24 protein-coding genes are annotated in these 23336 nt (G+C 63.8%); 10 read left to right on the plus strand and 14 right to left on the minus strand.

Features of this window, described 5'->3' with window-relative positions; all coding sequences use genetic code 11:
* Positions 1 to 714: 714 nt before the first annotated feature.
* The 12 genes from PSV00_RS08870 to PSV00_RS08925 form a co-directional block, all read right to left on the minus strand.
* Complete coding sequence (locus PSV00_RS08870; protein WP_300446218.1) at positions 715 to 2088, minus strand: hypothetical protein; 1374 nt, start codon at positions 2086 to 2088, stop codon at positions 715 to 717.
* Positions 2089 to 2332: 244 nt separating this feature from the next.
* Positions 2333 to 2698, minus strand: a complete 366-nt coding sequence (locus PSV00_RS08875; protein ID WP_300446220.1) for a hypothetical protein — start codon at positions 2696 to 2698, stop codon at positions 2333 to 2335.
* Between the two features lie 266 nt (positions 2699 to 2964).
* Complete coding sequence (locus PSV00_RS08880; RefSeq protein WP_300446222.1) at positions 2965 to 3390, minus strand: hypothetical protein; 426 nt, start codon at positions 3388 to 3390, stop codon at positions 2965 to 2967.
* Positions 3391 to 3449: 59 nt separating this feature from the next.
* Positions 3450 to 3923, minus strand: coding sequence for a hypothetical protein (locus tag PSV00_RS08885; protein WP_300446224.1), 474 nt, complete (start codon positions 3921 to 3923; stop codon positions 3450 to 3452).
* A 163-nt stretch (positions 3924 to 4086) separates the two neighbouring features.
* Positions 4087 to 4794 carry an ABC transporter ATP-binding protein gene (locus tag PSV00_RS08890; protein WP_300446226.1) on the minus strand — a complete coding sequence of 236 codons (708 nt, stop codon included), beginning with the start codon at positions 4792 to 4794 and terminating at the stop codon, positions 4087 to 4089.
* Positions 4787 to 5989, minus strand: a complete 1203-nt coding sequence (locus tag PSV00_RS08895) for an ABC transporter permease (protein WP_300446228.1) — start codon at positions 5987 to 5989, stop codon at positions 4787 to 4789. The genes PSV00_RS08890 and PSV00_RS08895 overlap by 8 nt, the downstream gene beginning before the upstream one ends.
* Positions 5986 to 7176: an efflux RND transporter periplasmic adaptor subunit gene (locus PSV00_RS08900; RefSeq protein ID WP_300446230.1), complete on the minus strand. Its 1191-nt coding sequence runs from the start codon at positions 7174 to 7176 to the stop codon at positions 5986 to 5988. The genes PSV00_RS08895 and PSV00_RS08900 overlap by 4 nt, the downstream gene beginning before the upstream one ends.
* Positions 7173 to 7775 carry a TetR family transcriptional regulator C-terminal domain-containing protein gene (locus PSV00_RS08905; protein ID WP_300446232.1) on the minus strand — a complete coding sequence of 201 codons (603 nt, stop codon included), beginning with the start codon at positions 7773 to 7775 and terminating at the stop codon, positions 7173 to 7175. The genes PSV00_RS08900 and PSV00_RS08905 overlap by 4 nt, the downstream gene beginning before the upstream one ends.
* Positions 7776 to 8587: 812 nt before the next feature.
* Positions 8588 to 8893 carry a DUF4387 domain-containing protein gene (locus PSV00_RS08910; protein WP_300446234.1) on the minus strand — a complete coding sequence of 102 codons (306 nt, stop codon included), beginning with the start codon at positions 8891 to 8893 and terminating at the stop codon, positions 8588 to 8590.
* Positions 8890 to 10308 (minus strand): acyclic terpene utilization AtuA family protein, encoded by a 1419-nt coding sequence (locus PSV00_RS08915; RefSeq protein WP_300446236.1) that lies wholly within the window; start codon positions 10306 to 10308, stop codon positions 8890 to 8892. The genes PSV00_RS08910 and PSV00_RS08915 overlap by 4 nt, the downstream gene beginning before the upstream one ends.
* Before the next feature lie 2 nt (positions 10309 to 10310).
* The gene (locus PSV00_RS08920; protein WP_300446238.1) at positions 10311 to 11636 is read right to left on the minus strand and encodes a citrate:proton symporter; all 1326 of its coding nucleotides are present in this window, start codon (positions 11634 to 11636) and stop codon (positions 10311 to 10313) included.
* A gap of 10 nt (positions 11637 to 11646) precedes the next feature.
* On the minus strand, positions 11647 to 13833 hold the full coding sequence (locus PSV00_RS08925; protein WP_300446240.1) for a TonB-dependent receptor: 2187 nt from the start codon (positions 13831 to 13833) through the stop codon (positions 11647 to 11649).
* Between the two features lie 115 nt (positions 13834 to 13948).
* Here PSV00_RS08925 and PSV00_RS08930 point away from each other — a divergent pair, with 115 nt between their 5' ends.
* Positions 13949 to 15127 (plus strand): citrate/2-methylcitrate synthase, encoded by a 1179-nt coding sequence (locus tag PSV00_RS08930; RefSeq protein ID WP_300446242.1) that lies wholly within the window; start codon positions 13949 to 13951, stop codon positions 15125 to 15127.
* 108 nt (positions 15128 to 15235) lie between these two features.
* On the opposite strand, the gene PSV00_RS08935 is transcribed toward PSV00_RS08930, so the two are convergent.
* Positions 15236 to 15442, minus strand: coding sequence for a helix-turn-helix transcriptional regulator (locus PSV00_RS08935; protein ID WP_300446244.1), 207 nt, complete (start codon positions 15440 to 15442; stop codon positions 15236 to 15238).
* A gap of 669 nt (positions 15443 to 16111) precedes the next feature.
* Here PSV00_RS08935 and PSV00_RS15310 point away from each other — a divergent pair.
* The 7 genes from PSV00_RS15310 to PSV00_RS08965 all read left to right on the plus strand — a co-directional run bounded on the left by PSV00_RS15310 (position 16112) and on the right by PSV00_RS08965 (position 20385).
* Positions 16112 to 16396, plus strand: a complete 285-nt coding sequence (locus tag PSV00_RS15310) for a tyrosine-type recombinase/integrase (protein ID WP_366944644.1) — start codon at positions 16112 to 16114, stop codon at positions 16394 to 16396.
* Positions 16397 to 16415: 19 nt separating this feature from the next.
* The gene (locus PSV00_RS08940; RefSeq protein ID WP_300446246.1) at positions 16416 to 16649 is read left to right on the plus strand and encodes a hypothetical protein; all 234 of its coding nucleotides are present in this window, start codon (positions 16416 to 16418) and stop codon (positions 16647 to 16649) included.
* Positions 16646 to 16972 carry a hypothetical protein gene (locus PSV00_RS08945; RefSeq protein WP_300446248.1) on the plus strand — a complete coding sequence of 109 codons (327 nt, stop codon included), beginning with the start codon at positions 16646 to 16648 and terminating at the stop codon, positions 16970 to 16972. Before PSV00_RS08940 ends, PSV00_RS08945 begins: the two co-directional genes overlap by 4 nt.
* A 112-nt stretch (positions 16973 to 17084) precedes the next feature.
* Positions 17085 to 17294, plus strand: coding sequence for an AlpA family transcriptional regulator (locus PSV00_RS08950; RefSeq protein WP_300446249.1), 210 nt, complete (start codon positions 17085 to 17087; stop codon positions 17292 to 17294).
* A 2-nt stretch (positions 17295 to 17296) separates the two neighbouring features.
* Positions 17297 to 17488, plus strand: coding sequence for a helix-turn-helix domain-containing protein (locus PSV00_RS08955; protein ID WP_300446250.1), 192 nt, complete (start codon positions 17297 to 17299; stop codon positions 17486 to 17488).
* 144 nt (positions 17489 to 17632) lie between these two features.
* On the plus strand, positions 17633 to 19342 hold the full coding sequence (locus PSV00_RS08960; protein WP_300446252.1) for a site-specific integrase: 1710 nt from the start codon (positions 17633 to 17635) through the stop codon (positions 19340 to 19342).
* A complete protein-coding gene (locus tag PSV00_RS08965) occupies positions 19339 to 20385 on the plus strand; it encodes a tyrosine-type recombinase/integrase (protein ID WP_300446254.1) in 1047 nt (348 codons plus the stop codon). The genes PSV00_RS08960 and PSV00_RS08965 overlap by 4 nt, the downstream gene beginning before the upstream one ends.
* A gap of 233 nt (positions 20386 to 20618) precedes the next feature.
* On the opposite strand, the gene PSV00_RS08970 is transcribed toward PSV00_RS08965, so the two are convergent.
* A complete protein-coding gene (locus tag PSV00_RS08970) occupies positions 20619 to 21803 on the minus strand; it encodes a site-specific integrase (RefSeq protein WP_300446257.1) in 1185 nt (394 codons plus the stop codon).
* Positions 21804 to 22167: 364 nt separating this feature from the next.
* Between PSV00_RS08970 and PSV00_RS08975 the strand changes: the two genes are divergently transcribed.
* Both PSV00_RS08975 and PSV00_RS08980 read left to right on the plus strand, forming a co-directional pair.
* The gene (locus tag PSV00_RS08975) at positions 22168 to 22821 is read left to right on the plus strand and encodes an OmpW family outer membrane protein (protein WP_300446258.1); all 654 of its coding nucleotides are present in this window, start codon (positions 22168 to 22170) and stop codon (positions 22819 to 22821) included.
* Positions 22822 to 22947: 126 nt separating this feature from the next.
* Complete coding sequence (locus tag PSV00_RS08980; protein WP_300446200.1) at positions 22948 to 23280, plus strand: GIY-YIG nuclease family protein; 333 nt, start codon at positions 22948 to 22950, stop codon at positions 23278 to 23280.
* Positions 23281 to 23336 lie beyond the last annotated feature (56 nt).

Below are 23336 nucleotides of genomic sequence, written 5' to 3' on the forward strand. Positions count from 1 at the left end.
CCGCGCGATCGCTCGGCGGCAGACATACTGAAGGACGTGGTCGGCGGCCTGTGAGACTGGTTGGTATATCGTCGTGCATGGACGGCGCTCGATCGCCGACCCGCAAAGCGGACTTCTTCAACGTCTGCCTGGAGTCAGAAACCGGCCCTCAGACCGACTCCCCGGAATGTCCGCTTTGGGTGGCGGGCTCAGCCGCCCGTGCGGAAGGCGGACGGCGTACCGCCTGCAGCGGCATGCTTGGCACCCGATCGAAGCACATTCGCAGGTATGGCGCAGGTCGAAATTCCGGCGTTTCCCACGGGAAGGCACCTTAGCTAGGAAACGCCCCCACCTACCCCTCCGGCGAGTCTGGGAGGAGTCTGGGTGGCGACAAAAACCCCGCCCCAATTATGGGTTATACAGTTGTAGTTAATAGCCTTTTATTCCTCCCTTCCCTGGCCTTCGCAATGCGGGGGTCAGGTGTTCGAGTCACCTAAGCGGCACCACCACTCCAATGGCACTCTAACTAGGACATCGACGGGCGAGCGGCGGAAGGGCCGTTGCGCTGGGAAGCCGCGTGGGTCCTGCGTGGGTGGCCTCTAACGGCCAGCCAACTTGAGTGCCAGAAGGCGTCTGCTCTTGCTTCTTAGCGGCACTTTGGATCGCCTTTGGCCGAGGGTCCCTGGCAGGACGTGAAAATGAGAATGGGTGGCCATCACAGCCAGCCGGTTCCGATCATGACGACTCGCCGTGGGTGAAAGACGCGTCGTCATCCTCAAGTATGTCAGACCAGCTTTCTTTGGGTCCAGTGTACATCGGATGGCGAATGATCAGCTTGGTGCCTTCATCCTCCACTAGCTCCACGGTCACCCCGTCCAGCTCCGTGCTGCGGGCCCCGTTGCTCAGATCGCGGGATACATCTGCAAACCGCTCGTCAAAAACCGCCATCAACAGCGCCGTGGATGCATCGGCCAGCGCTCGGATCGAAGATGGGGGCGTGTCCTCATCATCTTTGCGCAATCGGTCTGAAAAGAAGGTCAGGGTCAACTTGGTGGCGATTTCTTCGGTGCCGGTGACCTGATAGGTGAGCCGGTCGCCGATCGGACTCTTCGTCAGGTAATGCGACGGCGCCAGCGCCGACCATTCGCCGTAGCTTGGGTTATAGGGCCCGGCGTTCAGATCGTGTTTCGAAAGGAACTTCGCGGCCCGGTAGGGCGACCAGCCGAACTCGTGCGGGATGTGGGGCTTCCGGATTTCGCGGCGGCGAGCGGCCTTCATGGTTAGAACGGTCCGCCTGACGTCCGCGTTTGTTCTCGTTTCGAGTCTGAACAGGGAGACCCGCCAGCGGCGGAGCAGGGAGACGTCTAGACCGAACCACAAAAACAAGCGTCGTTTCGCAAAGGCGAGGACGTTTGGATCTTTAATTGTGAAATAGAGGACCCGGCTCACTTCGCCATATCCATTCCAGACGGCGAGCCCGTACATGAAGGGGATAAATAACAGGGACAGGAGCGCTGGGACCGCGAACTCACGGCCTGTTTCCGGCGTCGCGAAGCCCCGAAGATCGCTGAACAGTCGCCACGCAGCGTAGCTGAGAAGGGAAAGGCCGATGATCGAGACCAAGGCCCCGAAGACTTTGGCGACGATCTCGTGGCCTTCCTGACCCTGGGCAAAGGTCGCCATCAGCACGATGAAGCTGACGACGGGGACCAGAATAAGCTCGCCCCAGATATTGAAGGTGTAGAACTCAGCTAGGAAGGTGACGGCGGTCGTGACACCCAACACCTCGCGAACCATGGACTTGGCCATTTCGCTTGGGTCGCCTTCCCACCGCCTTACGTTGAACATCCAGCCCAGAGCGAAGGCGAGGAACCAAATAAGGGACGTCTTCAGATTGCCGATGTCCCAAAGATCAATGCGCGCGAGCACCCAGATGGAGCTTGCGACCCAGAGCGCCATCAAGGCGATGACAGTCAGTATGATTGGTTTGCAGAAAGACCGGACGAGGCCCAACAGCGCGCCCCACGCCTTCGCTTTCCAGACCAGCAGGCCTACCACTCCGACAAACCAGATTAGGGACGCGAGCTCGCGAGGATTGAGAATCTCCATGAGGTTGCAACATGGGCCGGTTTGCAAATGTCCGCCAGCGGCAGAGCTTGGCCTTATCGGCCGGTTCGGAGAGGCATTTCGATGGAAGATTGCGGCTCGCGGTGACCGGCCTCCCGCACGGTGACAACCTGATCTTGCGCCAGCCGCCGGGCCCGGTCCGCAATCGCGGGCGGTGTCACTAGGGGCTCCGGAAGCAGAGGAACGGGGCTCTCCCGAACGAATGCATCGTCGCTTTCGACCTAACCTAAGAAAGGCCAGGCAAGGGCCGGCCAACCACGGATTCAGCCTGAGCACTGGGCCGCTCGACAAAGAATGCCATCGGCACGACGGACAGGTGATGCTCCGAGCTCGACATCAGGAGCAGACGATTGATCGTGTGGTCCTGGATTCCCTGCGCCGGTAGAGCCGCTTTGATGTGGGCAGGGATGGTCGGCAGGCCAGATTTGGTGATGGCCTTCTGCGCTGCAGTGTGGGTGCGGCCGAACCGGGAGGCGATCGAGGCCTCAACGTTCGGTTTGGTGCCCTTATCCGCCCTCGTCTGTAGGTAGCGGAAGGCGGTGGAAAACATGTCTTGGTAGGCTGCTGCTTGGTTGTTCGTGGACAGTTGCAAAACATCTATCTGTAAAGCGGCGTTCAAAACGGGACCCTCGTTCTTTTGCCTAATCAGTTGATCTAAATAACTATTCTTGCAGGGCCCTGCAAAATGTCGGCACCGCTCGGGACCCCCTGTCAGATAAATTTTCTTCATCCACGTCAGTTGTTTACCGGCATAGCGATGAGGGTCCGTTTTGGACGCCGATCCACAAACCTAGAGATACCATCAGGCTAGCGGGTCGGTAACTTAGCGCAGCGCCGAGAACGGTGGGGTGCATCGCCCTAGCTCTCACTTGATGCCGAGCGCCTGATCAAGGTGCGCATCAGCCCACGGGCCGCCAACAAGATGAAGCCCCAAACCAAGGTGCGGAGGCTCATGGCGACAAGCGTTCGCGTCTCGTGATCGCCACCCAGCGCGACATGAACCGCAAACGCCACAAACGTCGCCAGCGTGATGGCCAAAATCAGCGCCGCGAGCCGCAACCCCCAACTCTGGCGCAACCAAAGACCGAGCCCTGCCCCCACATAGGCAAAGCCCAGCAGGAAGTTCGACCAAAGGACGAACGGGACGTAGTCACCCGCCGCAGCGCGCGTTGCTCCCGGACCAAACAGAACGCCGCCCCCTTCCTTTAGCGTCAAGGCGCCGAACGCGACGGCCAGAAGCGCCAGCGCGCGGAGTCCCATCCTGCTGTTGAGAAATTTTGGCATTTATCAACTCCTATGATCCCGCGTCGACAATTGCCGACGACGGCTTTCACAAAGCATCTCTAGTCATGGCGCTCCACGCGAAAGGCCGCGTGGCAACTCGTGCATTGGCTAAGGGTCTGACTCAATCTCATGGTCACCGCATCGACGCCTGCGCCCTCCCGCGCCAGGATCGCGATGTCGTCGAAGCCGCCGTGGGCCGCCGCGCCCATATGCACGAACGCTTCGGGTAAGCTGGCGTGCATCGTTTGATCCACAGTTCCCGACGCGCCTAGTCCAGAGCGCGCCGCCGCCTGCTCGACCGCTCGCATGTCGTTTGACGCCAGCCCAGCCACGACGCCTTCAGTTGATTCCAGCATCAAGCGCATTTCGGCGAGCACGAGGCTGCGCTCTGCGTCGCTGAGAGGTATTGCATCTCGCTCGTCGCTCAACGGCTGCGCCGCCTCTGGGCGAGCGGCACCTCCAGGCTCGGTGCACCCCAGCAGCGCGCCCGCGGCGAGGAATGCTCCGGCCACGACAGCAAGTATTCTGCCCATGCTTAATCCTCCACAATCACGGCTGTACCCGAGAGCGTAATCGGACTGGCCATATGCTGCCCCAATATGCACTCTGCGGGCCAGACCCCGCCGATTGCGGGACGAATAGGTACGTTTCGAAAAGGTCCTTGGTCGATTGGGCTTCGCCGATGCCTAGGTTTGGTCAACGTGCTGCTTCGGCACGCCCGACTTCCTCGTGCGTCCGGCCATCCCGGATATTGTAAAGTCGTTTGAACGTTGGGATGATCTTCTCGTCATGAGTGACGATGATGATCGCGGTCTGGTAGCGGGCGGCCATGTCATTCAAAATCTTGACCACCGCCAGCGCCCGTTCTCCGTCAAGCGGCGCGGTCGGTTCATCGGCCAGGATCACGGGTGGGCGGCTGACCAGCGCCCGGGCAATGGCGACGCGTTGTTGTTCTCCTCCCGAAAGCTGCGAGGGCATGGCCTTGGCGCGGTGGGCGACATCAAGGGCCGTCAGCAACTCCACGGCACGGGCGCGGGCCTTGGCATTGGTCTCGCCGGCGAGCATCGGCAGGAGGGCGACATTGTCGGTCACATCGAGAAACGGGATCAGATAGGGCGACTGAAAAATGAAGCCGATCCGGTCGCGACGAAGCGCCCGCAGGTCGGGAATCTTCCATTCATTGTCGTAGATGATCTGCTCGCCGATCGTCATCCGCCCGGACGTCGGCTCGATCACGGCGCCGAGGCATTTGAGCAGGGTACTCTTGCCCGACCCCGACGGTCCGATGAGACCGACGACCTCGCCCGGGGCGACGTGCATATCCACGCCCCGCAGCGCATGGACCGCCGTATCGCCTTCGCCATAGGTCTTGACGAGGTTTTCAATGCGGATGCCGTCAGCCACCGATGGCCTCCGCCGGATCGATGCGAAGCGCGGCGCGGATGGCGAGCAGGCTGGCGATCGCGCAGATCACCATGACTGCGACGAAGCCGCGCACGGAATCGCTGGACAGCAGCAGAACGTATTTGGGGAAGATCGGGGCCCAGAAGGTGGCGGCGATCTTGCCGACGACAAAACCGATCAGACCGAGTCCGAGCGCCTGCTGAAGGATCATCAACGAGATGGTCCGGTTGCGGGTACCGATCAGCTTCAGCACCGCGATCTCGCGGATCTTGCCCATGGTCAGAGTGTAGATGATGAAGGCGACGATCGCCGCGCTGACGATGGACAGGATGACGAGGAACATGCCGATCTGACGCGCGGAGGTGGCGATCAGCTTTTCGACCAGGATCACTTCCATCTCCGCCCGGGTATAGACGGTGAGCCGCTGCCAGCGCCGGATCGGCTCAGCCACCTGGTCCGGACTGAAACCCTCCTTGATCTGCACCAGAACGGCATTCACGTACGGATTGCTGGTCTGGGAGGCGGTCACGGCGTCGATCATGCCGGGATTTCCGGGAGGGTTAAGCGCCGGGTTCTGGGCCGTGCGGGCGCGCTGGCGGACGATCGCGTCACTGTCCTTCAGGAACTGGGCCTGCTGGGCGTCCTTCAGGGGGATGAACAACATGGGGTCGCCACCTGACGACACCATGCGGCTGGTCAGGCCCACGATGACGTATCGGTTGCGCCGCACCTGCACGACATCGCCCAGACTGAAGCCGGTCTTCTCGTCGGCGACGGCCTCGTAGTGGGCGCGCACAATCTGACGCCCGGCGATGAGATGGGGCGGTTGACCGGGTTCACCGGGTGACGCGGCCTCAATGCCGACCATCATGACGCGAACGTCGCGTCCGGCGTGATCGATCTGCATGGTCAGGTAGGTCACATTGGCCGCCCGCGCGACGCCGGGCATGGCCCGGATCGACCGGTCGACATCGTCATTGATGCTGGACGGTTCGGCGTAGGGACCCAGCGTGTCCTTCTGGACCACCCAGAGATCGGCCCCGCTGTTGTCCAGCATCGCCTGGGCGTCATCGACCATGCCACGATAGACGCCGGCCATGGTCAGGGTAACCCCGATCAGCAGCCCAAGACCGATACCGGTGAAGACGAATTTGCCCCAGCTGTGGAGTATGTCACGGCCGGCAAGGCTGATCATTGTCCGCTGCCCGAAATCTGGTCGACGACCCGGATGCGCGTGCGGGCGGTCAGGACGCGCTGACTATGAATGACCACGCGGGCACCCTGCTCCAGGCCAGTCAGGATCTGGACGGTGCCATGGATATCCGTCGCCCCGGTCGTGACGGCCCGGAAGTGGAGCTTTCCGCCTTCGACGACCCACACGCCGGTCTCGCCCTTGACGCGATGAATGGCGGCGTTCGGCACGGCGAGCGATGTCCTGACCGGCGGCAGGATCACCGTGACCTCCGCCAGTTCGCCAACGGGCGGCAGGTTCGGGGTTTCGAAGCCGATCTTGGCCATCACCTCCTCGGTAACCGCGTCGGCCAGCGGCTCGGTGCGGATGACCCGTCCGGCCAGCGGGGTTCCGGCCCGCGACCGCAGCAGGACCTGCGCACGCAGGCCAGGTTGAAGGCCGGTCGATTGAAGCTGGTCGAAGCGCGTGTTGATCCAGAGGTTGGCGGGATCGATGATTTCCACGACCGCCTGTCCGGCGACCACGGTGGTTCCGGGCTCGACCGCGCGGCGAACGACAAGGCCACTGGCCGGTGCCAGCAGCAGCAGGTTGGCCTTCTGGCGGACGAGGGCCGCGCGTTCCGCGCCGGTTCGCCCGAGATCCTGGGCGGCAGCGGCGACATTGGCGCGTGCCGCCTCTGTTGCGGCCTCCGCCACCTGAAGCTCCTGACGGCGCACATCGGCGGCGGCCTGGGTCACCCAGCCTCCGGTGAGAAGCTGTTCGGTTCGACTGGCCTGTGATCGCGCCAGCTGTGCGCGTGCCTGTGCGTCGGCGAGCTGGGCCCGCGCGGCGCGCTCAAGGGCAAGGGAGCGTCCCTCTGCGCCTTCCTGCGCGACAATCCGTTGATCGAGGTCGATCGGGTCGATCTCGGCCAGCGGTTGGCCGGCGACGACATGGTCGCCCACATCCACCAGCAGCGTCCGCACCCGTCCGGCCGTCGTCGGGCCGACCTTGTGCGTGTACCGTGCTTCGACGGAGCCGATGCCGAAGAGCGATGGCGAGATCGCCTGTTCCTCGACCGTTATCAAGGTGACCGGCACCGGCGCGAGCGGTCCCGAGCGCAGCACCACATAGGCGAACAGCACGATCAGCGGGGCCAGCACGGCGATCAACAGCCATGTTCGCCGATTGCCAGGCAGGGCGAGCTTCATGGCTTTCCTCCGATGCCCTTGAGATAGATGCTGAATACCCGTCCGGCCATGGTTCGCATTTCCGTGAAATCTCCGCTCATCATGGCCTGCATCACCAGGCCCTGAATGGTGCCGACGAACAGGGTCGCGGCCGCTTCGGTATCGAGATCGGCAGGGAGCTCACCATTGGCACCGCAGCGATCGAGCACCCTTATCAGGCGGGTTCGATACGCGTTGATCAGCGCCCGAGCGCTTCGCTTGGCGGCAGTGTCGCCGGTGCGCTGCAGTTCGCCGAACATAATGCGGGGGACGCCAGGCCGGGCCGCGACAAAATCGACGTGCGCCAGGAACATTTGTTCGAGCGCCGACAGTGGCGACGAACCGCTTGCTTCCGCCTGATCCAGTCGGCGGGTGAGCTGGTCGGCCGTCCAGACCATGACGGCGTCCCAGACCGCGTCCTTGGTCGGGAAATGACGGAACAGCGCCCCCTGGGTCAGCTGCATATGTTCAGCAATCTGGCCGGTGGTGATTTCGGCGGGATTGCGCGTGGCCGCGAGAGCGACGACCGCATCAACGGTGGCTTCCCGGCGTTGCGCAGCTGGAAGATTCTGACGTGCCATGGCCGGATACATAGACGAAAGAAAGTGAGTGGTCACTATCTAAATATCAAAAGCGATGCGAGCGGGATTCGAAGTGACGGTAGCGTTTCTGGGATAGGCCCGCCGAACGGCTGCAACGATAGGATTTTGTCTACGCCCCAGCACCCGCGTTCGCAGGTATAGCGCAGGTCGAAATTTCGGTGTTTCCCACGTCAAAGCGCGTAACTTAGGAAACGCCCTCACCGACCCCTCCGGCGAGTCTGGGAGGAGGCTGGGTGGTGCTGATTTTCACTGCCTCAACAGCCTCTAACCATCTCAATAATACCGCTTTTCACCCAACCCTTCCCTGGCCTTCGTAATGCGGGGGTCAGGTGTTCGAGTCACCGAAGCAGAACCACCACTCCAATGGCACTCAACTAGGACGTCGGCCGGCGAGCGGCGGAAGTACAGTAACGCTGCGGCGAGCCGTGGGTCCAGGCTGGGAGGCTTCTAACGGCCAACCAACTTGAGCCCCATCAGGTGTCTGCTCCTGACTCTCAGGCGACCTTCAGGACGTCCGCTACTAGCGCGGATCTCATTGGCCTCAATCCGGCCCGTGGACGGGGTTGAGACGTAGCAGCCCACGGATCACTCCAGCATTGAACAGGGCGAGCGCACAGAAAAGCATATTGCCGGCCGACCAGGCAGGTGCCGTCGCCGGCTCCGGTCCATTTTTTGCGAGGCCATCAACGTCCTCATGGCGCCTCCGAGCGCCTTTGAGGCCAAGCCGGATAGCAGCAGAGCGGTCGCACCGTTGTGACGGCACCGCGGCGGGGCTCGCTGTCGCCCCCTGTTCAAACCTCGTGATCCAGCAGCATCACATACTGTTGCCCGCTGTGCATGTCGCGTTCGCCTACGCCGCCCTGCGGATTGGCGCGCGGATAGGAGAATTTGATGACGGAAAGATCGGGGGCCTCAATTCGCTTCGTGCGGGACGGGTCGACGCCGAAGACGGCTGACAGAGCCTCGACGCCGAGGCCCGGTCGATCCTTCCAGGCGGCGAACGACGCCGGTCCGTCAAAGAACAGATCGACGGTGATCCAGAAGGGCCCGGCGTTCTTGGACCGCAGATGCGAACAGGCCTCCCTTAGTTTGGTCATGACCGTCCCCCCGCATCGGATGAGAGATCGATCATCGCGATGCGGACCAGCTCATGGCCGTCGGCGACCTCGATCACATGGTTGAGCAGGAAGGCGTAGCTGCGCCCCCGCTCGATTTCGGCGGGCGAGAAGGGGAAGGCGTAGCTGGGCAGCTCCATGCCCATCGTCAGGGGGAAGTGGAAGAAATACGGGTTGGCGGTCTTGGCGATGCGCGTCGCCAGATCCTGGGTCGCCGCCGTCGCCACGAACATCAGACCGAGTTCGCGGGGGACGAAACCCTTGTCCACCGGGGCTCCGGTGACGGCGTTCCAGCCATAGGGCCGCAGGGAGATGGTGTAGGCGTCCGGCGCCAGACCCAGAACGCTCCGCGTCCGGTCGTCCAGCGCCTTCTGCATCCGTTCGAGGAAGACATCGACGGAGGCCATGACCTCCGGAGCGGCGATGCCGACGATCATCAAGGTCTGGAAGGGTCCGTTGGCCGCGCCCTCCAGCTTCATCGTATAGGGCGCCGCCTCGAAGCGGCCGCCGGTCACCAGCACCCGTCGGTCGTCGAGCGCCTCATACCGGGCGCTCTCCACGCGCAGGACCCCGCCGGGCTCATAGAGGGTGTGCGGATCGCTGTTCTCGTAGAGCATGTGCTCCGAGACGGTGAAGGGGGTGCACCGGTTGGCGTCGCTCATCGGGGCGACCTCGAAACGGTCGGGTCCCACCCGGATGACGACCCCGCCGTCGATCGGATTGACGGTGCATTGTCCGCCGCATTCGGCGATCTTGCCCGCATGCCAGGCTGGCCCCGCGCCGGCGCCGCGCATGAGGGGGACGGCGGCGAGGACCGCGGTGTCGGTGGTGCGTCCGCCCAGAACGATATCGGCCCCGGCCTCAAGGGCGGCGATGTAGGGCTCCGGCCCCATCAGGGCGACGATATGCTCGCACTGGTCGATCGTCCCGTTCTGCAAAGCGCCGAACGGTGAAAGGGGATGCACCCGGCCGTCCGTGTTCCGGGCCTTGAGATATTCGGGATCGATCTCGGAGTAGAGAAGGGCGATGCGGGGCTTCAACCCCAGTTCGGCGGCGATCTCGAGGACGATGTCGCGCGTCGAGTCCAAGGCTTCATCGCAGCCTGACGTTCCGCACGAGCCGATCAGCAGCGGCACCTTCCAGCGGTCGCGCGCCGCCATCAGCACCGTCAGGTCCGCCTTGAGCGAGTCCCGGCTGTATTTGGATTTCCCGGTCGCCAGATAGGCCGGGCCGCTGTCGGTGGAGCCGGCGTCAAGGGCAATCGCGTCGGCCCCGGCCGCCATCGCCTGCTCCAGTAAATCTGCGCGGACGCCGGCGCCGAGGGCGCCGACGGGCACGGCCACCGTCGTCCAGGCGGTGCCGGCGTCGGGCGACGATGAGGCGTTATTGTCGGTCACGCTCAGCCCCCCACGCCGGCGGCGCCAAAGGGCACGGCGCCGGTGATGACCGCGCCGAAGACGAGGAGCAGCGCGAGGGCGACGGCCCATTTGAGCCCGAAGCGCTGCATGGCCCCGACCTCCACATCCAGCATGCCGGCGACGAGATAGACGCCCGCCACCAGCGGACTGAGGTTGTGAATGGTCTGGCCCAGCAGGGACGCGCGCGCGATCTCGACCGGCGCCACGCCATAGTGGCCGGCGGCCTCGGCGATGACCGGCACGATGCCGAAATAATAGGCGTCGTTGGACATCACGAAGCTGAGCGGACCGCTCGCCAGGGCCGTCACCAGCCCCATGTGCGGGCCCAGCGCCGGGGGAATGACATGAACGAAGGCGGCGCCCATGGCCGCCACCATTCCTGTGCCGTCGAGGATGCCGGTGAAGACGCCGGCGGCGAAGACGAGGACGGCGATGCCTATGGCGTTGGGGGCGTGGGCGGCGATGCGAGCGCGTTGCTCGATCACGCGCGGATAGTTGACCGTGACCGCGATCGCCAGTCCGATCATGAACACCAGCGGCAGGGGCAGGACGCGGGTGATGGCCGCCGCCAACACGGCCAGGGTCAGGATCAGATTAACCCAGATCAGGCGCGGCCGGGCCACGTCAGGCGCGTCCTCACGCAGGGCCGTGAAGTCCGCCGCTTCGGGCTCCACGTCGACCACGCCCAGACGCCGTCGTTCGACCCCGCCCAGATACCAGGCCAGGGCGATCACCCCGGCGACGCCGATCAGGATCGCCGGGATCAGGGGCAGGAAGACGTCGTTGATATCCAGCTGCAGGGCGCTGGCCACGCGCGCCGTCGGGCCGCCCCAGGGCAGGATGTTGATCATCGCATTGGCCGAGCCGAGCAGCACGGCCAGCACCAGCACGTTCATCTTCAGCCGGCGGTAGATCGGCAGGAAGGCGGTGATAGTGACCATGGCGGTGGTCGCGCCGTCGCCGTCCAGCGAGACGATCAGGGCCACGATCGCCGTCCCCAGGGCGACCTTCCGCGGGTCGCCGCCGACCGCCTTCAACACCCTGCGGACCAGCGGATCGAACAGACCCGCGTCGATCATGATCCCGAAGTAGAGGACGGCGAACAGCAGAACCACGGCCGTGGGGGCCAGGGCCACGACGCCCTGGATGGCCATGCCGCCGATCTCCGGCCCGAAGCCCGCCAAGCCGGCGACGACCAGCGGGATGACGATCAGGGCGGACAGGGCCGACAGACGCCGGGTCATGATCAGCACCATGAAGGTGATGACCATGCCGAAGCCGAACAGGGCGAGGATACTGGGACTCAAGACAGGGATCCTAGTACCGCCAGCGCACGGTGGCGCCGAACGTCCGGGGTTCGCCGTAGAGGGCGAACTGGCCGCCGGTCAGGATGTACTGATGGGTGATGTAGACCTCGTCGCCAAGGTTCTTGCCCCACAACGACGCCTCCCAGCGGCCGTCCGGACTGGTGAAGCCGAGGCGGGCGTCGACGAGCATCTTGGCCGGCCGCACGTTGAGGGCGTTGTTGTCGATGTCGTCGAAGATGAAGCTCTCATACTGGACGTCGACGGCCCCCGAAACCACGGCGCCCGAGGCGAGCGTGCGTTCGTAGGCGGGCGAGAAGGTCCATTTGTGCTCGGGATTTCGCGTCAGGCGGTTGCCCGAGAAATCCCGGCCGTTGTCGATCAGCTCCTCGAACCGGGCGTCGTTCCAGGCGTAGGCCAGACCCAGCGAAAGACCCTCGACCGGCTCCCAGCGCGAGGTCAGTTCGAAGCCCTTGATCCGCGCCGAACCGGCGTTGGTCGTGATGGTGTCGAAGCCGACGGTGCGGCGCACCTGCAGGTCGGTGTAGTCGGTCCAGAACAGGCTCGGGTTCAGCAACAGGGCGCGGTCGAACAGCTCCGCCTTCAATCCGATCTCATAGTTGGTCGCGGTTTCGGGCGAGAATGGCGTGGCGGCGCTGACGCCGGTCGTGGCCGTGTCCTGGAAGCCGCCGCTCTTGAAGCCGCTCGAGATCACGCCATAGGCCATGACGTGGTCGGCCAGCTGATAGTCGCCGCCGATCCTGTAGGTCAGTTCGTCCCACGAGTCGGAGGCGCTGATGGTGAACCGTTCGCGGGCCCGCAGCAGGGCGGTGCTGGCGGCGTTCGAGACGTCGTAGTCCTTCTCGTCCTTCGACCAGCGCAGGCCGCCGAAGATGTTGAACCGGTCGGTCGCCGTCCAGGTGGCGTCGGCGAACGCGGCGACGCTTTCGGTGATGTTCGACTGGTCGTAGCGGTCGATCGCGCCGAAGGTGCCGGAGGGCTGCGGCGGGCTGTCCAGCCGGAAGATGTCGGTGCGGTCCGTGTCGGCGTGGAAATAATAGGCGCCGACGACCCAGCCGAGCCGGCTGCCCGGCAGGGCCGAGAGCCGCAGCTCCTGACTGCCGAAGCTGGTCTCCTCGATCTGGTCGCCGCGAATGTTCAGGACGTTGGTCGTGGGGTTGCCGCCGTCCCCGTCGCCGAAGCTGTTGTAGTCCAGCCGGCGCCACGAACTGATCGACGACAGGACGAAGTCGTCGAAGGTCCAGTCGACGCCGAGCCGCACACCCCAGGTGTCGCGCTCGTCATAGCCGTTGGTGTCCATCCGCGTCGTGTCGCGATCCCGGTCGATGGTCGGGCGCCAGACGGCGGCAGTGCCGCTGGCCGGGTCCACGCCGATCGTGTGCCGCGCCTGGGCCGTGGCGCGATCCCGCGTGCCATCGACGCCCAAGACAATGCTCAGATTGTCGGACGGCTGGAACAGCAGCTGGGCCCGCAGGCTCTTGGTGTCCTGATCCTCGACGCGGTTGTCGAGATAGGTGTTGCGGACATAGCCGTCATGGGTGCGCGAACTGGCGCTGAGGCGAAGCGCGAGGGTGTCGCCGAGGGGCAGGTTGGCGAAGCCCGCCACGTCGAGGCGGTCGTAGTTACCGAGGGTGGCGGCGACGCTGGTGTCGAAGCCCGAAAGACTGGGGCTCTGGTTGACCACGTGGATGGCGCCGCCGACCACGTTCTTGCCCCACAGGGTGCCCTGCGGGCCCTTCAGCACCTCGATCCGCGCCACGTCAAAGGCGTCGAAGGCGACGGCGGCGGGCCGGCCCATATAGACTTCGTCGATGAAGACCGCGGTGGACGGATCGCCGGCCGCGCCGCGGTCCGACGAGCCGATGCCGCGGATCGCGGGGCGGGGCTGGGAGGCGGGGAAGGCGTCGAAATTCAGTCCGACCGTGCGGTTGGCGACGTCGCTGACCTGGACGATGCGGGCCTGTTCAACCTCCGCCGCCCCCATGACGTTCATCGTGATCGGCACGTCCTGCAGGTTCTGGCTGCGTCGCTGGGCGGTGACGATGACGTCGTCGATGCGGGCGGCGTCCTGGCGCGTCGCGGTCGGGCCGGTCGCTACGGGCGGCGTCTGCGCCTGGGCGGCCCCGGCGGCCGCCAAGGCCAAGCCGAGCGGAATGATGGCGTGAAGTCCCTTGGTCATGATCGTCCCCTTCCCAATCGCCCGACTCTTTTCGATCGCGCTTGGAGGACAGGGAGCCTCGGCGATCATGATGCGTCAATCTTGACTGATTGAGTCAATATGCGATGCAGGGGCCATGGATGACGAACTCTATGTCGACGCCGCGGAGGCGACCCGGATGCTCGGGGTCTCCACCGCCACGCTGTACGCCTATGTCAGCCGCAAGAAGCTGCGGTCGTTTTCCACGCCGGGCAGCCGGACGCGCCGCTACTGGCGTTCCGACATCCTCGGGTTGATGACGGGCGTCCAGCGGACCCGGACCGTCGCGCCGACGCCGCGCGAGAGCGCCATCACCCTGCTGACCGAGAACGGAACCTACTATCGGGGCCGGAACGCGATCGAGTTGTCGGAGACCGCCTCGGTGGAATCCGTCGCCGCCCTGCTCTGGCAGGCGGACTCGGCGACCATTTTCACAGACCGCCTCCCGCGATTGCCGACCTCCCACGACATCCTGTTCCCGGTGCTGGCGCGGATGCCGGCGCAGGACCGCGCGCTGTCGATCCTGCCCTTGATCGAACACGCCAATCCACTGGCCTTCGACCTGTCCGCCGAGGGTTTCGCCCGGACCGGCGCCGACGCCCTGCGCTGGCTGGCGGCGATCCTCGTCGACCGCGACCAGCCGTCTTCCGCCCCGCTGCACAGCTTCATCGCCGCCTCGCGCGGCGCCTCGGAGGCCGTCGCCGATCTGATCCGCAGGGCGTTGATCCTCGCGGCCGACCACGAGTTCGATCCGACGACCCACGCGGTTCGAGCGGCGGCGACGGGGGTGACGCCGTATTCGGCCGTACTGGTCGGCATGCTCGCCGGTCGCGGCCAGAAGCTGCGGGTCAAGCGGACGGAGACGATGCGGCGCCTGCTGCGCGAGATCACCGTCAGCGACCGCCCCGAGGATGTCGTGGTCGGCGTGTTCCGGTCCGGCGAGACGATCCCCGCCTTCGACCGCTACGACATCCACGACACAGGCGACCCCCGCGCCGAGGCGTTGCTGTCTGCCTTCGAGCAGACGTTCGGCGACGATCGGGAGTTCGACCGTCTGAGCCGGGCGATCGGCGTCGCCGTCGAGCTGACCGGCATGCGGCCCAGCTTCATCCTGCCGATCATGTTTCTCGGCCAGAAGCTTGGGCTCGAGGGCAATGAAATCGGCATCGGCACCATTGGCCGCGCGATCGGCTGGATCGCCCACGCCCAGGAACAGCAGATGATCGCCGGGGTCGAGCGACCTCGGGCGACCTATACCGGGCCGTTGCCGGGCTGATCCTTGGCACCGCGTTGCTGAGTGTCGCATTCCGGGTCCTGGGCCAATGACCGCTTGTGGCGCTAAGCGGTCTCTTCCCATCTTCGGTAGGGAAACAACCGGCTGCTCTCAACCTTCGAAGAGAGAACCGGGCTGGACTTGGAGAGCGGATGCGATCTTGACGAGCACCAGAAGAGACGGGTTCTCCTCGCCCCGTTCTATACCAGCCAGATAGCGCATGGCGATTCCAGCTTCGAAGGCCAACGCCTCCTGCGTTTGTCCGGAATTCTTCCGGATTTGGCGGATTCTGCTCCCGACTCGATTTTCCCAGCGCATCCCGCATGCGCCAACAGGTGAGCATCTCTATCTAGGAGCTATAGTTCCCATATGACTGCATTCAGGTTACAGGGTCCATATTGCCGATTTGGAGGGTCAATATGGATTGGAAGCTAGTCGCAATGGTGGGGATAGCGCTGGCTCTGTCAGGTTGCTCCGAGGCGTCGTCCAGAAGCAATGGGGACGAAAATCGCGCCTCGACCTATATCGAAAGTGAGCGGGCCGCTCCTGCGCTCCGCATGTCGACATCGGAATTCCGCCAGACCGTATCGGGGCTCAGCAAGTCGGAAGTCGCTGCTCGATTTGGACGCCCTGATTCTGTACATCCGGACGGTTCATGGCGTTATGATCACCTCCCTGTCCATGATGACGATGGCGGATTTCAAACAGGTGTCTACGTGGTGTTCGACGGAGCGGTCGTGCGCGGAGCCATCCAGTAAAGGCAACCAGTGGGGACCGAAGGTGGTGTCAACAGATCGGCGGGTGATAGTCGCCTGTATTTAATCACTTTTATATGGGCGGTGGCGTAGGGAGTGAAAATCCGGCGCGCTGGAAAGGTCATCTTGATCAGCTGTTGCGAAGCGGGCCCAACTCACGCGAGGCCTTCATGCCGCGCTGCCGTTCCCGGACGTACCGGTATTCATTCAGGACTTGCGCGCCCGCCCCGGGATGTCTGCGCTGGCCTTGGAGTTCACGATTCTGACGGCGGCAAGATCGGGGGAAGCGCGAGGGGCCACTTGGCGCGAAAACGATCTGACCACGGCCGTCTGGACCGTGCCAGCCAACCGAATGAAGGCCGGCCGCGAGCACCGTATTCCCCTATCCAGACGGGCCGTCGAGATCCTTGGCCAAGTCGGGATCCTGGCGGACGACGATTCTGAAGCCTTTCTGTTCCTGGGTCCCAAGGGATCGCGGACGCCCTTATCCGATGCCTCGCTCGAGCGCCCTGCTTAAGCGGATGGGGAAAGACGGCGTGCTCACGCCTCATGGCTTTCGCTCCAGCTTCCGGGACTGGGCTGGCGAGACAACGACCTTTCCCCGGGACGTCGCGGAGATGTGTCTGGCCCACGCGGTCCGCGACATGACCGAACGCGCTTATCGCCGTGGCGACGCTCTTTCAAAACGTCGCGAGCTTATTGGCGCGTGGGGCCTGTATTGCGAGGGCGACGCGTCTGAACGGGTCGACGAGGGAGAAACCGATCAATGACGCGTAAGCGCTTCCTCACGCTGGAGGAAGAACTCGCCCGGATCGATCGCGAGATCGCTCGGCTGGAGGAAAAGGCCGCCCCTTGGCGCATCAGGTTGGCACCGATCCAGGCCGAGCTGCACCAACTCCACAAAATCAGACAGGCCAAGGAAGCGGGAAGCGCTGGCGGCCGTGCAATCCGTCAGCCCAAGCACGACTATGAAAGCGCGTTTCGGACCTATGATGAGTGGATTGGCAGCGGGGCCTTGACGCAAACCGCCAAACTGCACGGCATCCCGATCCGGACTTTCTCTTGGGCGCTTGACAAACGAAGCAAGGCTTAAAGACGCGTCACTACCGGCAATAGAGCGACTAGCAAATTCTTTGCCGCGGTCGTGACGGCAAGCTCTCCCTGCTGCTCGGGCATCCCGCTCGAATGCAAATGGAGAGTTTCAAATGTCATCGAACAACCTGCGATTTGAGCGGCTGCCCGCTGTCGTCGCCCGCACCGGCATGAGCCGGTCCTGGATTTACAAAGAGGTCGCCGCCGGCCGCTTCCCCAAGCCGGTCAAGATTGGCTGCGCGTCCGGCTGGAGCGCTTCGGCGATCGATGGCTGGATCGAAGAGCTGATGAGTGTTCCCAGCGCTCGCGTGGGGGCTTGCTGATCATGGCCAGCACGCTCCTGCCGCAACCGCCATTCCTGACCCTTCAGAAGGTCGCCGACATCCTGGCCGTCTCCGACAAGACGGTGCGACGCCTGATCAAGAGCGGGGTGCTGCCGCACTACAAATTCGGTCGTCAGGTCCGAATTTCCGAGCGGGACTTTCGCGATTTCGTGACGCTCAGGCGCGGCTTCTGATGGCCAGCCAAGTCCCTGATTGTCCGCATGGTTTTGACCGAAGTTGACTGCACCTGCGCTCAACCGACCCACGATCCAATCCATGCTTAGTCAAAATTGGCCACTCCCGGCCGCTTACGACCTTCGTGTCCCAAGGAGGGCAAAATGACCCAACTCGAAATCCCGTTTCCGGAACTCTCGACCCCAAAGACGTTAGCAGATGCGCTCGCCTTCTACCATGACGCCAATAGCGACCATCCGCGCCGGAGCGCGATCCGTTCCGCCTTCAACGCGATGGCCAGGGGGATTGGTCTTCCCCTGGATCAGATCCCTGCCGACGCCGTCCGTCTGCGCACCATGCTGGCAAAAGCCTCGGCGGCGCGTGCGGGAATCAAGCCATCCTCCTGGAAGTCGCTGAAGAGCTTGGCGCTTCGGGCGCTTGCAGACGCTGGCGTGGAACTGGCGTCTGGTCGCGACACGACGGCAATCAGCCCGGCGTGGCGCGCGCTAATCGATCGGGCCGAACAGCGCGTCGGCATCGGGCTCGGCCGGTTCGCCAAGTTCCTGACCCGCACGGGGGTGGAGCCCGACGCCGTCAGCGCCAAGGCCTTTGCAGCCTGGCGCGGCGAACTGCTGGATACCAGTCTCCGCGCCAAGCCTGACACCTCCTACCGGCAGATGGTCCGCCTGTGGAAGGCTTGTGAGCGCAAGGTGCCCGGCTGGCCCGCAGTCGAGATCGAGTCACCGGAGGACCCGCGTCGCTTCTCTCTGCCGTGGGAGGCGTTTCCGGAAAGCCTGCGCAACGAGGTCAACGCCTTTCTTGTCTCGCGTCTTCACCCTGATCCTCTGAGCCCGGATCCGGCGCCGAAGGTGCGGCCCGCCACTAACAAGGGCCGCGAGAAGAACCTGCGCGCCTTCGCCAGTGCGCTCGTACTGAGCGGGGAGGTCGTCGCCGCGGACGTCACAAGCCTCGCGGTTCTAACAAAGCCGGTCAACGTCCGCATGGCGCTCGGCTATCTGCGCAACGAGCGGTTTGACAAGGAAGTGCGGCCGCAGCTGCTCAACCACGCTGAGCTGATGAAGACGGTCGCCAAACACTGGGAAAAGGACCTGCCCAAGTCCGAGCAGATCGGCCTTCTGATCAAGTCGCTGAAGGGGGCAATCGGCCAATCGAGTGGGATGACTCAGAAGAACCGGGAACGCCTCGCCCCGTTCAACGACCAGAACAATGTGAAGCGGCTGCTCGAGCTGCCTCAGCGGACGCTGGAGCAAGCAGCGGACGGCCCGCCCAACCACCGGGCCGCCGTTCGGGTGATGTACGCTCTGCAGGTGGCTATTCTGCTTGCGGTGCCGCTCCGGGCCAAGAACCTCACCGCGCTCAAGCTCGGCGAGAACGTGATCGAGAGCGGCAAGGGCAAGACGCGTGAGGTTCGCCTTTTCCTCTCGCGAGAGGAGACGAAAACCCATACCGACTTCACAGCGGTGCTGCCCGCTCGCGTGGTGGCGCTTCTCGACGCCTGGCAGGGGGTCTGGCGGCCCTTGGTATTGAATGGGCCCAGTCCGTATCTTTTCCCCAATGCCTCCGGCGAACTGCGCAGCCGGGGATCGCTCTCATCGAGGGTCTGCCGTTTCGTGGAGCGCGAAACGGGGTTGAAGATGCACCTGCATCTGTTCCGCCACCTCTCTGCCAAGCTCTACCTTCGTTTCGATCCGGGCGGCCTTGAAACCGTTCGTCAGTTGCTTGGCCACACGACGATCAAGACGACTCTGAAAGCCTACGCAGACTTTCAAACCGAGCCAGCTTTCCTGCGGCTGGAAGAGGCCCTGCTTGGCCTCTACGAGACCCCCGTCAAATCGCGGAAGGGCGGCCGATGAAGTCGCCCCGCATGCCGTCGTGCTGGCCGATCTCGGACTGGCCCTCCGCTGACCAGAAGGCTTGGACGTGCGCCGCGGAATCCGATCCATTGGCGCGGGAGGGGCAGGGGGCGTCGTCGCACTGGCGCGTCACCACCCGGCGGTTCGTGCAGGTCGGCTACGGAAACTGGTTGGGATGGCTGGATGCGCGACATGGGGTCTGTCTGGACGAGACACCAGCCCAGCGCGCGACGGTCGCCCGGGTCCGCGAATACCTGAACGAGCTGACCCAAGCCGGGCTCGCAGACTACACGCGGGCCGGCCGGATGCAGGCTTTGGGCGACGCGTTGCGCACGATGTGCCCGGAGACCCCGACGGCCTTTATCGGTAAACTTGCCGGCCATCTTTACGCCGAGGCCCGTCCCTTGAGAGATCTAAACGGACGGCTCCGGCCCGCGCGAGAGATTCTCGACCTCGGCTATCACTTGATGCAGTCAGCGAATACGGATCACCTGCCGGGAGTACGTCGACCGATTGCCTTCAGGGACGGCCTGCTGATCGCTCTCTGGGCCTGCCGGATGTTGCGTGTCGCCAACCTGTCTCAGATCGCAATCGACGGGCAGCTTCTGCGAACGGGCGATCGTCACCGGGTCGAGTTCTCCGCTGCAGAGATGAAGCAGCGTCGACCGTGGGGCTGTAGCTGGCCCGAGCGACTCGAGGACGCGCTAGCGGAGTACATTTCCGAACATCGGCCGCGACTCGCTGCGAGGGGTCAGGCCGGCTCGAAGGTGTTGTGGCTGTCCCAGTTCGGAACGCCAATGCCGCCTGAATCGGTCGCCCAAGTCATCAAGCTACGCACCAAAGCCGCGTTCGGACAATCAATCAGCTCTCACTTGATGCGCCATATCGGGGCGACTGGACTGGCGGAGGCGTACTCAAACTCGTCGATCGATATTGCAGCGATGCTTGGTCACGCCACCACCGACACCGCCGAAAAACACTACATCCTTGGGCGGGGGGCAGCGGCGGTGAGGGATTACAATGCCGTTCTCGACACGCTCTAGGATTAGAAAAGCTGGCGGTGCCTCAACCCACAACCGGTGGGCCTTTGACACGACTTGCTGGGCCTGTGAGCGGCTGACCTCGACCTTGGGGCGCAGCTCCGCTTCCGACCATATGCTGACCTTCAGGATGCCCGTTTCGCCGAGGGTTTCGAGACAGGCACGCACTGGTAGCAGATTTTCTGAGTGTCCCCGCTAACTCCACGCGGAGGCGGATTAAGAACCGGCCCTTCGGCTCAATCGTATTGGCCACAATAGTTTGCCCAGTCGGCCATCAGGAGGCGGCGCTTTTCCAGGGCGTCGCCTCTTCGGTATGCACGCTCAACTTCGCTGCCGACGACATGCGCCAACGCAGCCTCGATAATCTCGCGAGGATGGTCCGTGCCTTCTCCGGCCCAATCTCGGAACGTCGAGCGAAAGCCATGCACCGTATACGTCAGCTGACCCATGCGACGCATGAGCATGTTCATGGCCATGTTTGAGATTGGTTTCTGACCTGACTGGTCAGCGAACAGGTAGTCGCTCGTTGCGCCGCTCTCATCATTCTCAACGAGCAATTGCGTCACCAGAGCGAGTGCGGCGGCGTTCAGAGGAACTCGGTGCTCGGTTTTCCCCTTCATGCGCTCTGCGGGAATGACCCACAGTGCCCTGGCCAAATCGAACTCAGGTATTTTTGCCCCAATGACCTCACCTGTTCGGCAGGCGGTCAGGATGGTCAGTTCCAGCGCCCTGGCTGCAAGAGCCGGCCGCGCTTTCAGCAGATCCATGAAGGCTGCGATCTCGCCAAAGGGCATCGCAGCGTGATGGCCGCGCGTCAGCTTCTGGCGTTTGGGCAGGAGCACTGCGAGATGGCCCTTCCACCGCGCCGGATTGTCACCCGTGCGCAGTCCTTTTGCCTTCGCCGCATCGAGCACCCGCTCAATCCGGCCCCTGCAGCGAGACGCTGTCTCCTGCTTTGTCGTCCAGAGCGGCTTCAGCACATCGAGGACATCATCTGTGGAAATTTTATCGACATCCAGTGGACGCAAGGCCGCCGCATCGACCTCGAGGCTCTGGTTCCACTGGTGACGATGTTTCTGGTTCTTCCATTCGCTCTGGATGGAATGGATCAGGTCATCCGCGACATCGCCGAAGGTGTTGCCTCCCACCCTCGCCAACCGGCGGGCGTCAATCGGATTGACGCCCTTGGCGACTGCCCTGCGAGCGGCGTCAGCCTCTTGCCTTGCCTCGCCGAGCGTGGTGGTCAGTATGGGGCCCAAACCCATCTGCTTACGTTTTCCACGCCACTGAAAAATGAAGCTCCAGCTCTTTGCGCCCGTGGGTCCGATTTGCAGGTACAGCCCGCCGCCGTCTGCGTGCAGACCCGGGGTCTGAAGGCTTGTGACCCCTCTCGGGTTCAGTCGGTTGATTTGTCGGGCCATACCGAACGATACCGCCGCCGCGATTTGTGTCCAGCGAAAACCCTCAAATTGACCCTAAAAAGTGACGACGCTTGCGCGGGACGACATTGGACACGCGTGGACATAATAATTAGCTGCACCATGCAATTGTCCTATTACCACCGGTCAATGTGGACGCATTTAGACCGGCGTGGATACGCATTCGAACCCCTGCGTCTCCGCCAGAACCTTCCCGAACATCGCGCGATACAGGCGGCCTGACGGCGGATTGTCGCAGCCCCGACGCCTTTGCTCCAAATCAAAGCGGCCGCCGCAAGCGCGGCCGTATCACCCCTTCGACGATCCGCCGACCGCCATCGCGACCGGGATTGCCGGAGAAAACATTATGTTGCTCAAGACCCTCGCCGTGGCCGCCGGCCTGTTCGCCGCTGCCGGTGCCGCCCATGCCCAGATCGCCGAACCCTGGTCGATGCCGCGCGCCGGCGACTGGCTGGTGACCGGCCGCATCACCGATGTGGCCCCCACGGCGGACGATGCGATCCAGACCGCCGCCGGGGCGGCGACCGGCCTGCACGTCGATGTCGGTGACAGCATCATGCCGACGCTCGGCTTCACCTATTTCATGACCGACCACTGGGCGGTCGAGGCGATCCTGGGCACCACGCGCCACGAGATTCGGGCCCAGGGCGGCGCGACCGACGTCGCCGTGCACGAGACTTGGGTGGTCCCGCCCGTCGTCACCCTGCAGTACCGGCCGCTGACCGAGGGCCGTTTCAGCCCCTATGTCGGGGCCGGGCTCAACGCGATGATCTTCTATGGCGGCGATGACCGGAACGGCTTCACCGTCGATCTGAAGAACGGCGTCGGCTACGCGCTCCAGGCCGGGACCGACATCGGCCTGCAGGGACCGTGGAGCCTCAATGTCGACGTCAAGAAGATCTGGTTCAACACCGAGGCCGACATCAACGGCGGCACGCTGAAGAGCGACGTCAACCTCGACCCCTGGGTTCTGTCGATCGGCGTCGGTCGTAAATTCTAGGTCAAGCCCCGCTCCCGGCGGGAGAGAACGCCCCCAATGCTGTCGTCATTCTCCGGCGCTCGCCGAAGGATGACGACAGCGGGAGCCGGGCTGGAAAGCATCCGGGCGTTGTGTTGATCTACATGCATGGGGACGCATCGGCTCTTCATCGCCACCTACATCATGGCCAGTGGCCGCAACGGCACCCTGTACACCGGCGTCACCGCCGATTTGGGCACACGGGTTCTCCAGCACCGGACCGGGGCGTTTGAGGGGTTCACGAAACAGCACCTTTGCACCCGGCTGGTCTGGTTTGAACGCCACGCCTGGATGGTCGAGGCCATCGCCCGTGAGAAACGCATCAAACACTGGCTGCGCGACTGGAAACTGGCCCTGATCGAGGCTGATAACCCCGACTGGCTGGACCTCGCCGCCGACTGGTTCCCCGCTGATGATCCACGTTGGTCGAAACCAGGCTGAACGCCCCCCCTGCTGTCGTCATCCTTCGGCGAGCGCCCGCGCTTGCGGGCGGGAGA

This window comes from Brevundimonas sp. (assembly GCF_029945885.1).
Classification (GTDB): domain Bacteria; phylum Pseudomonadota; class Alphaproteobacteria; order Caulobacterales; family Caulobacteraceae; genus Brevundimonas.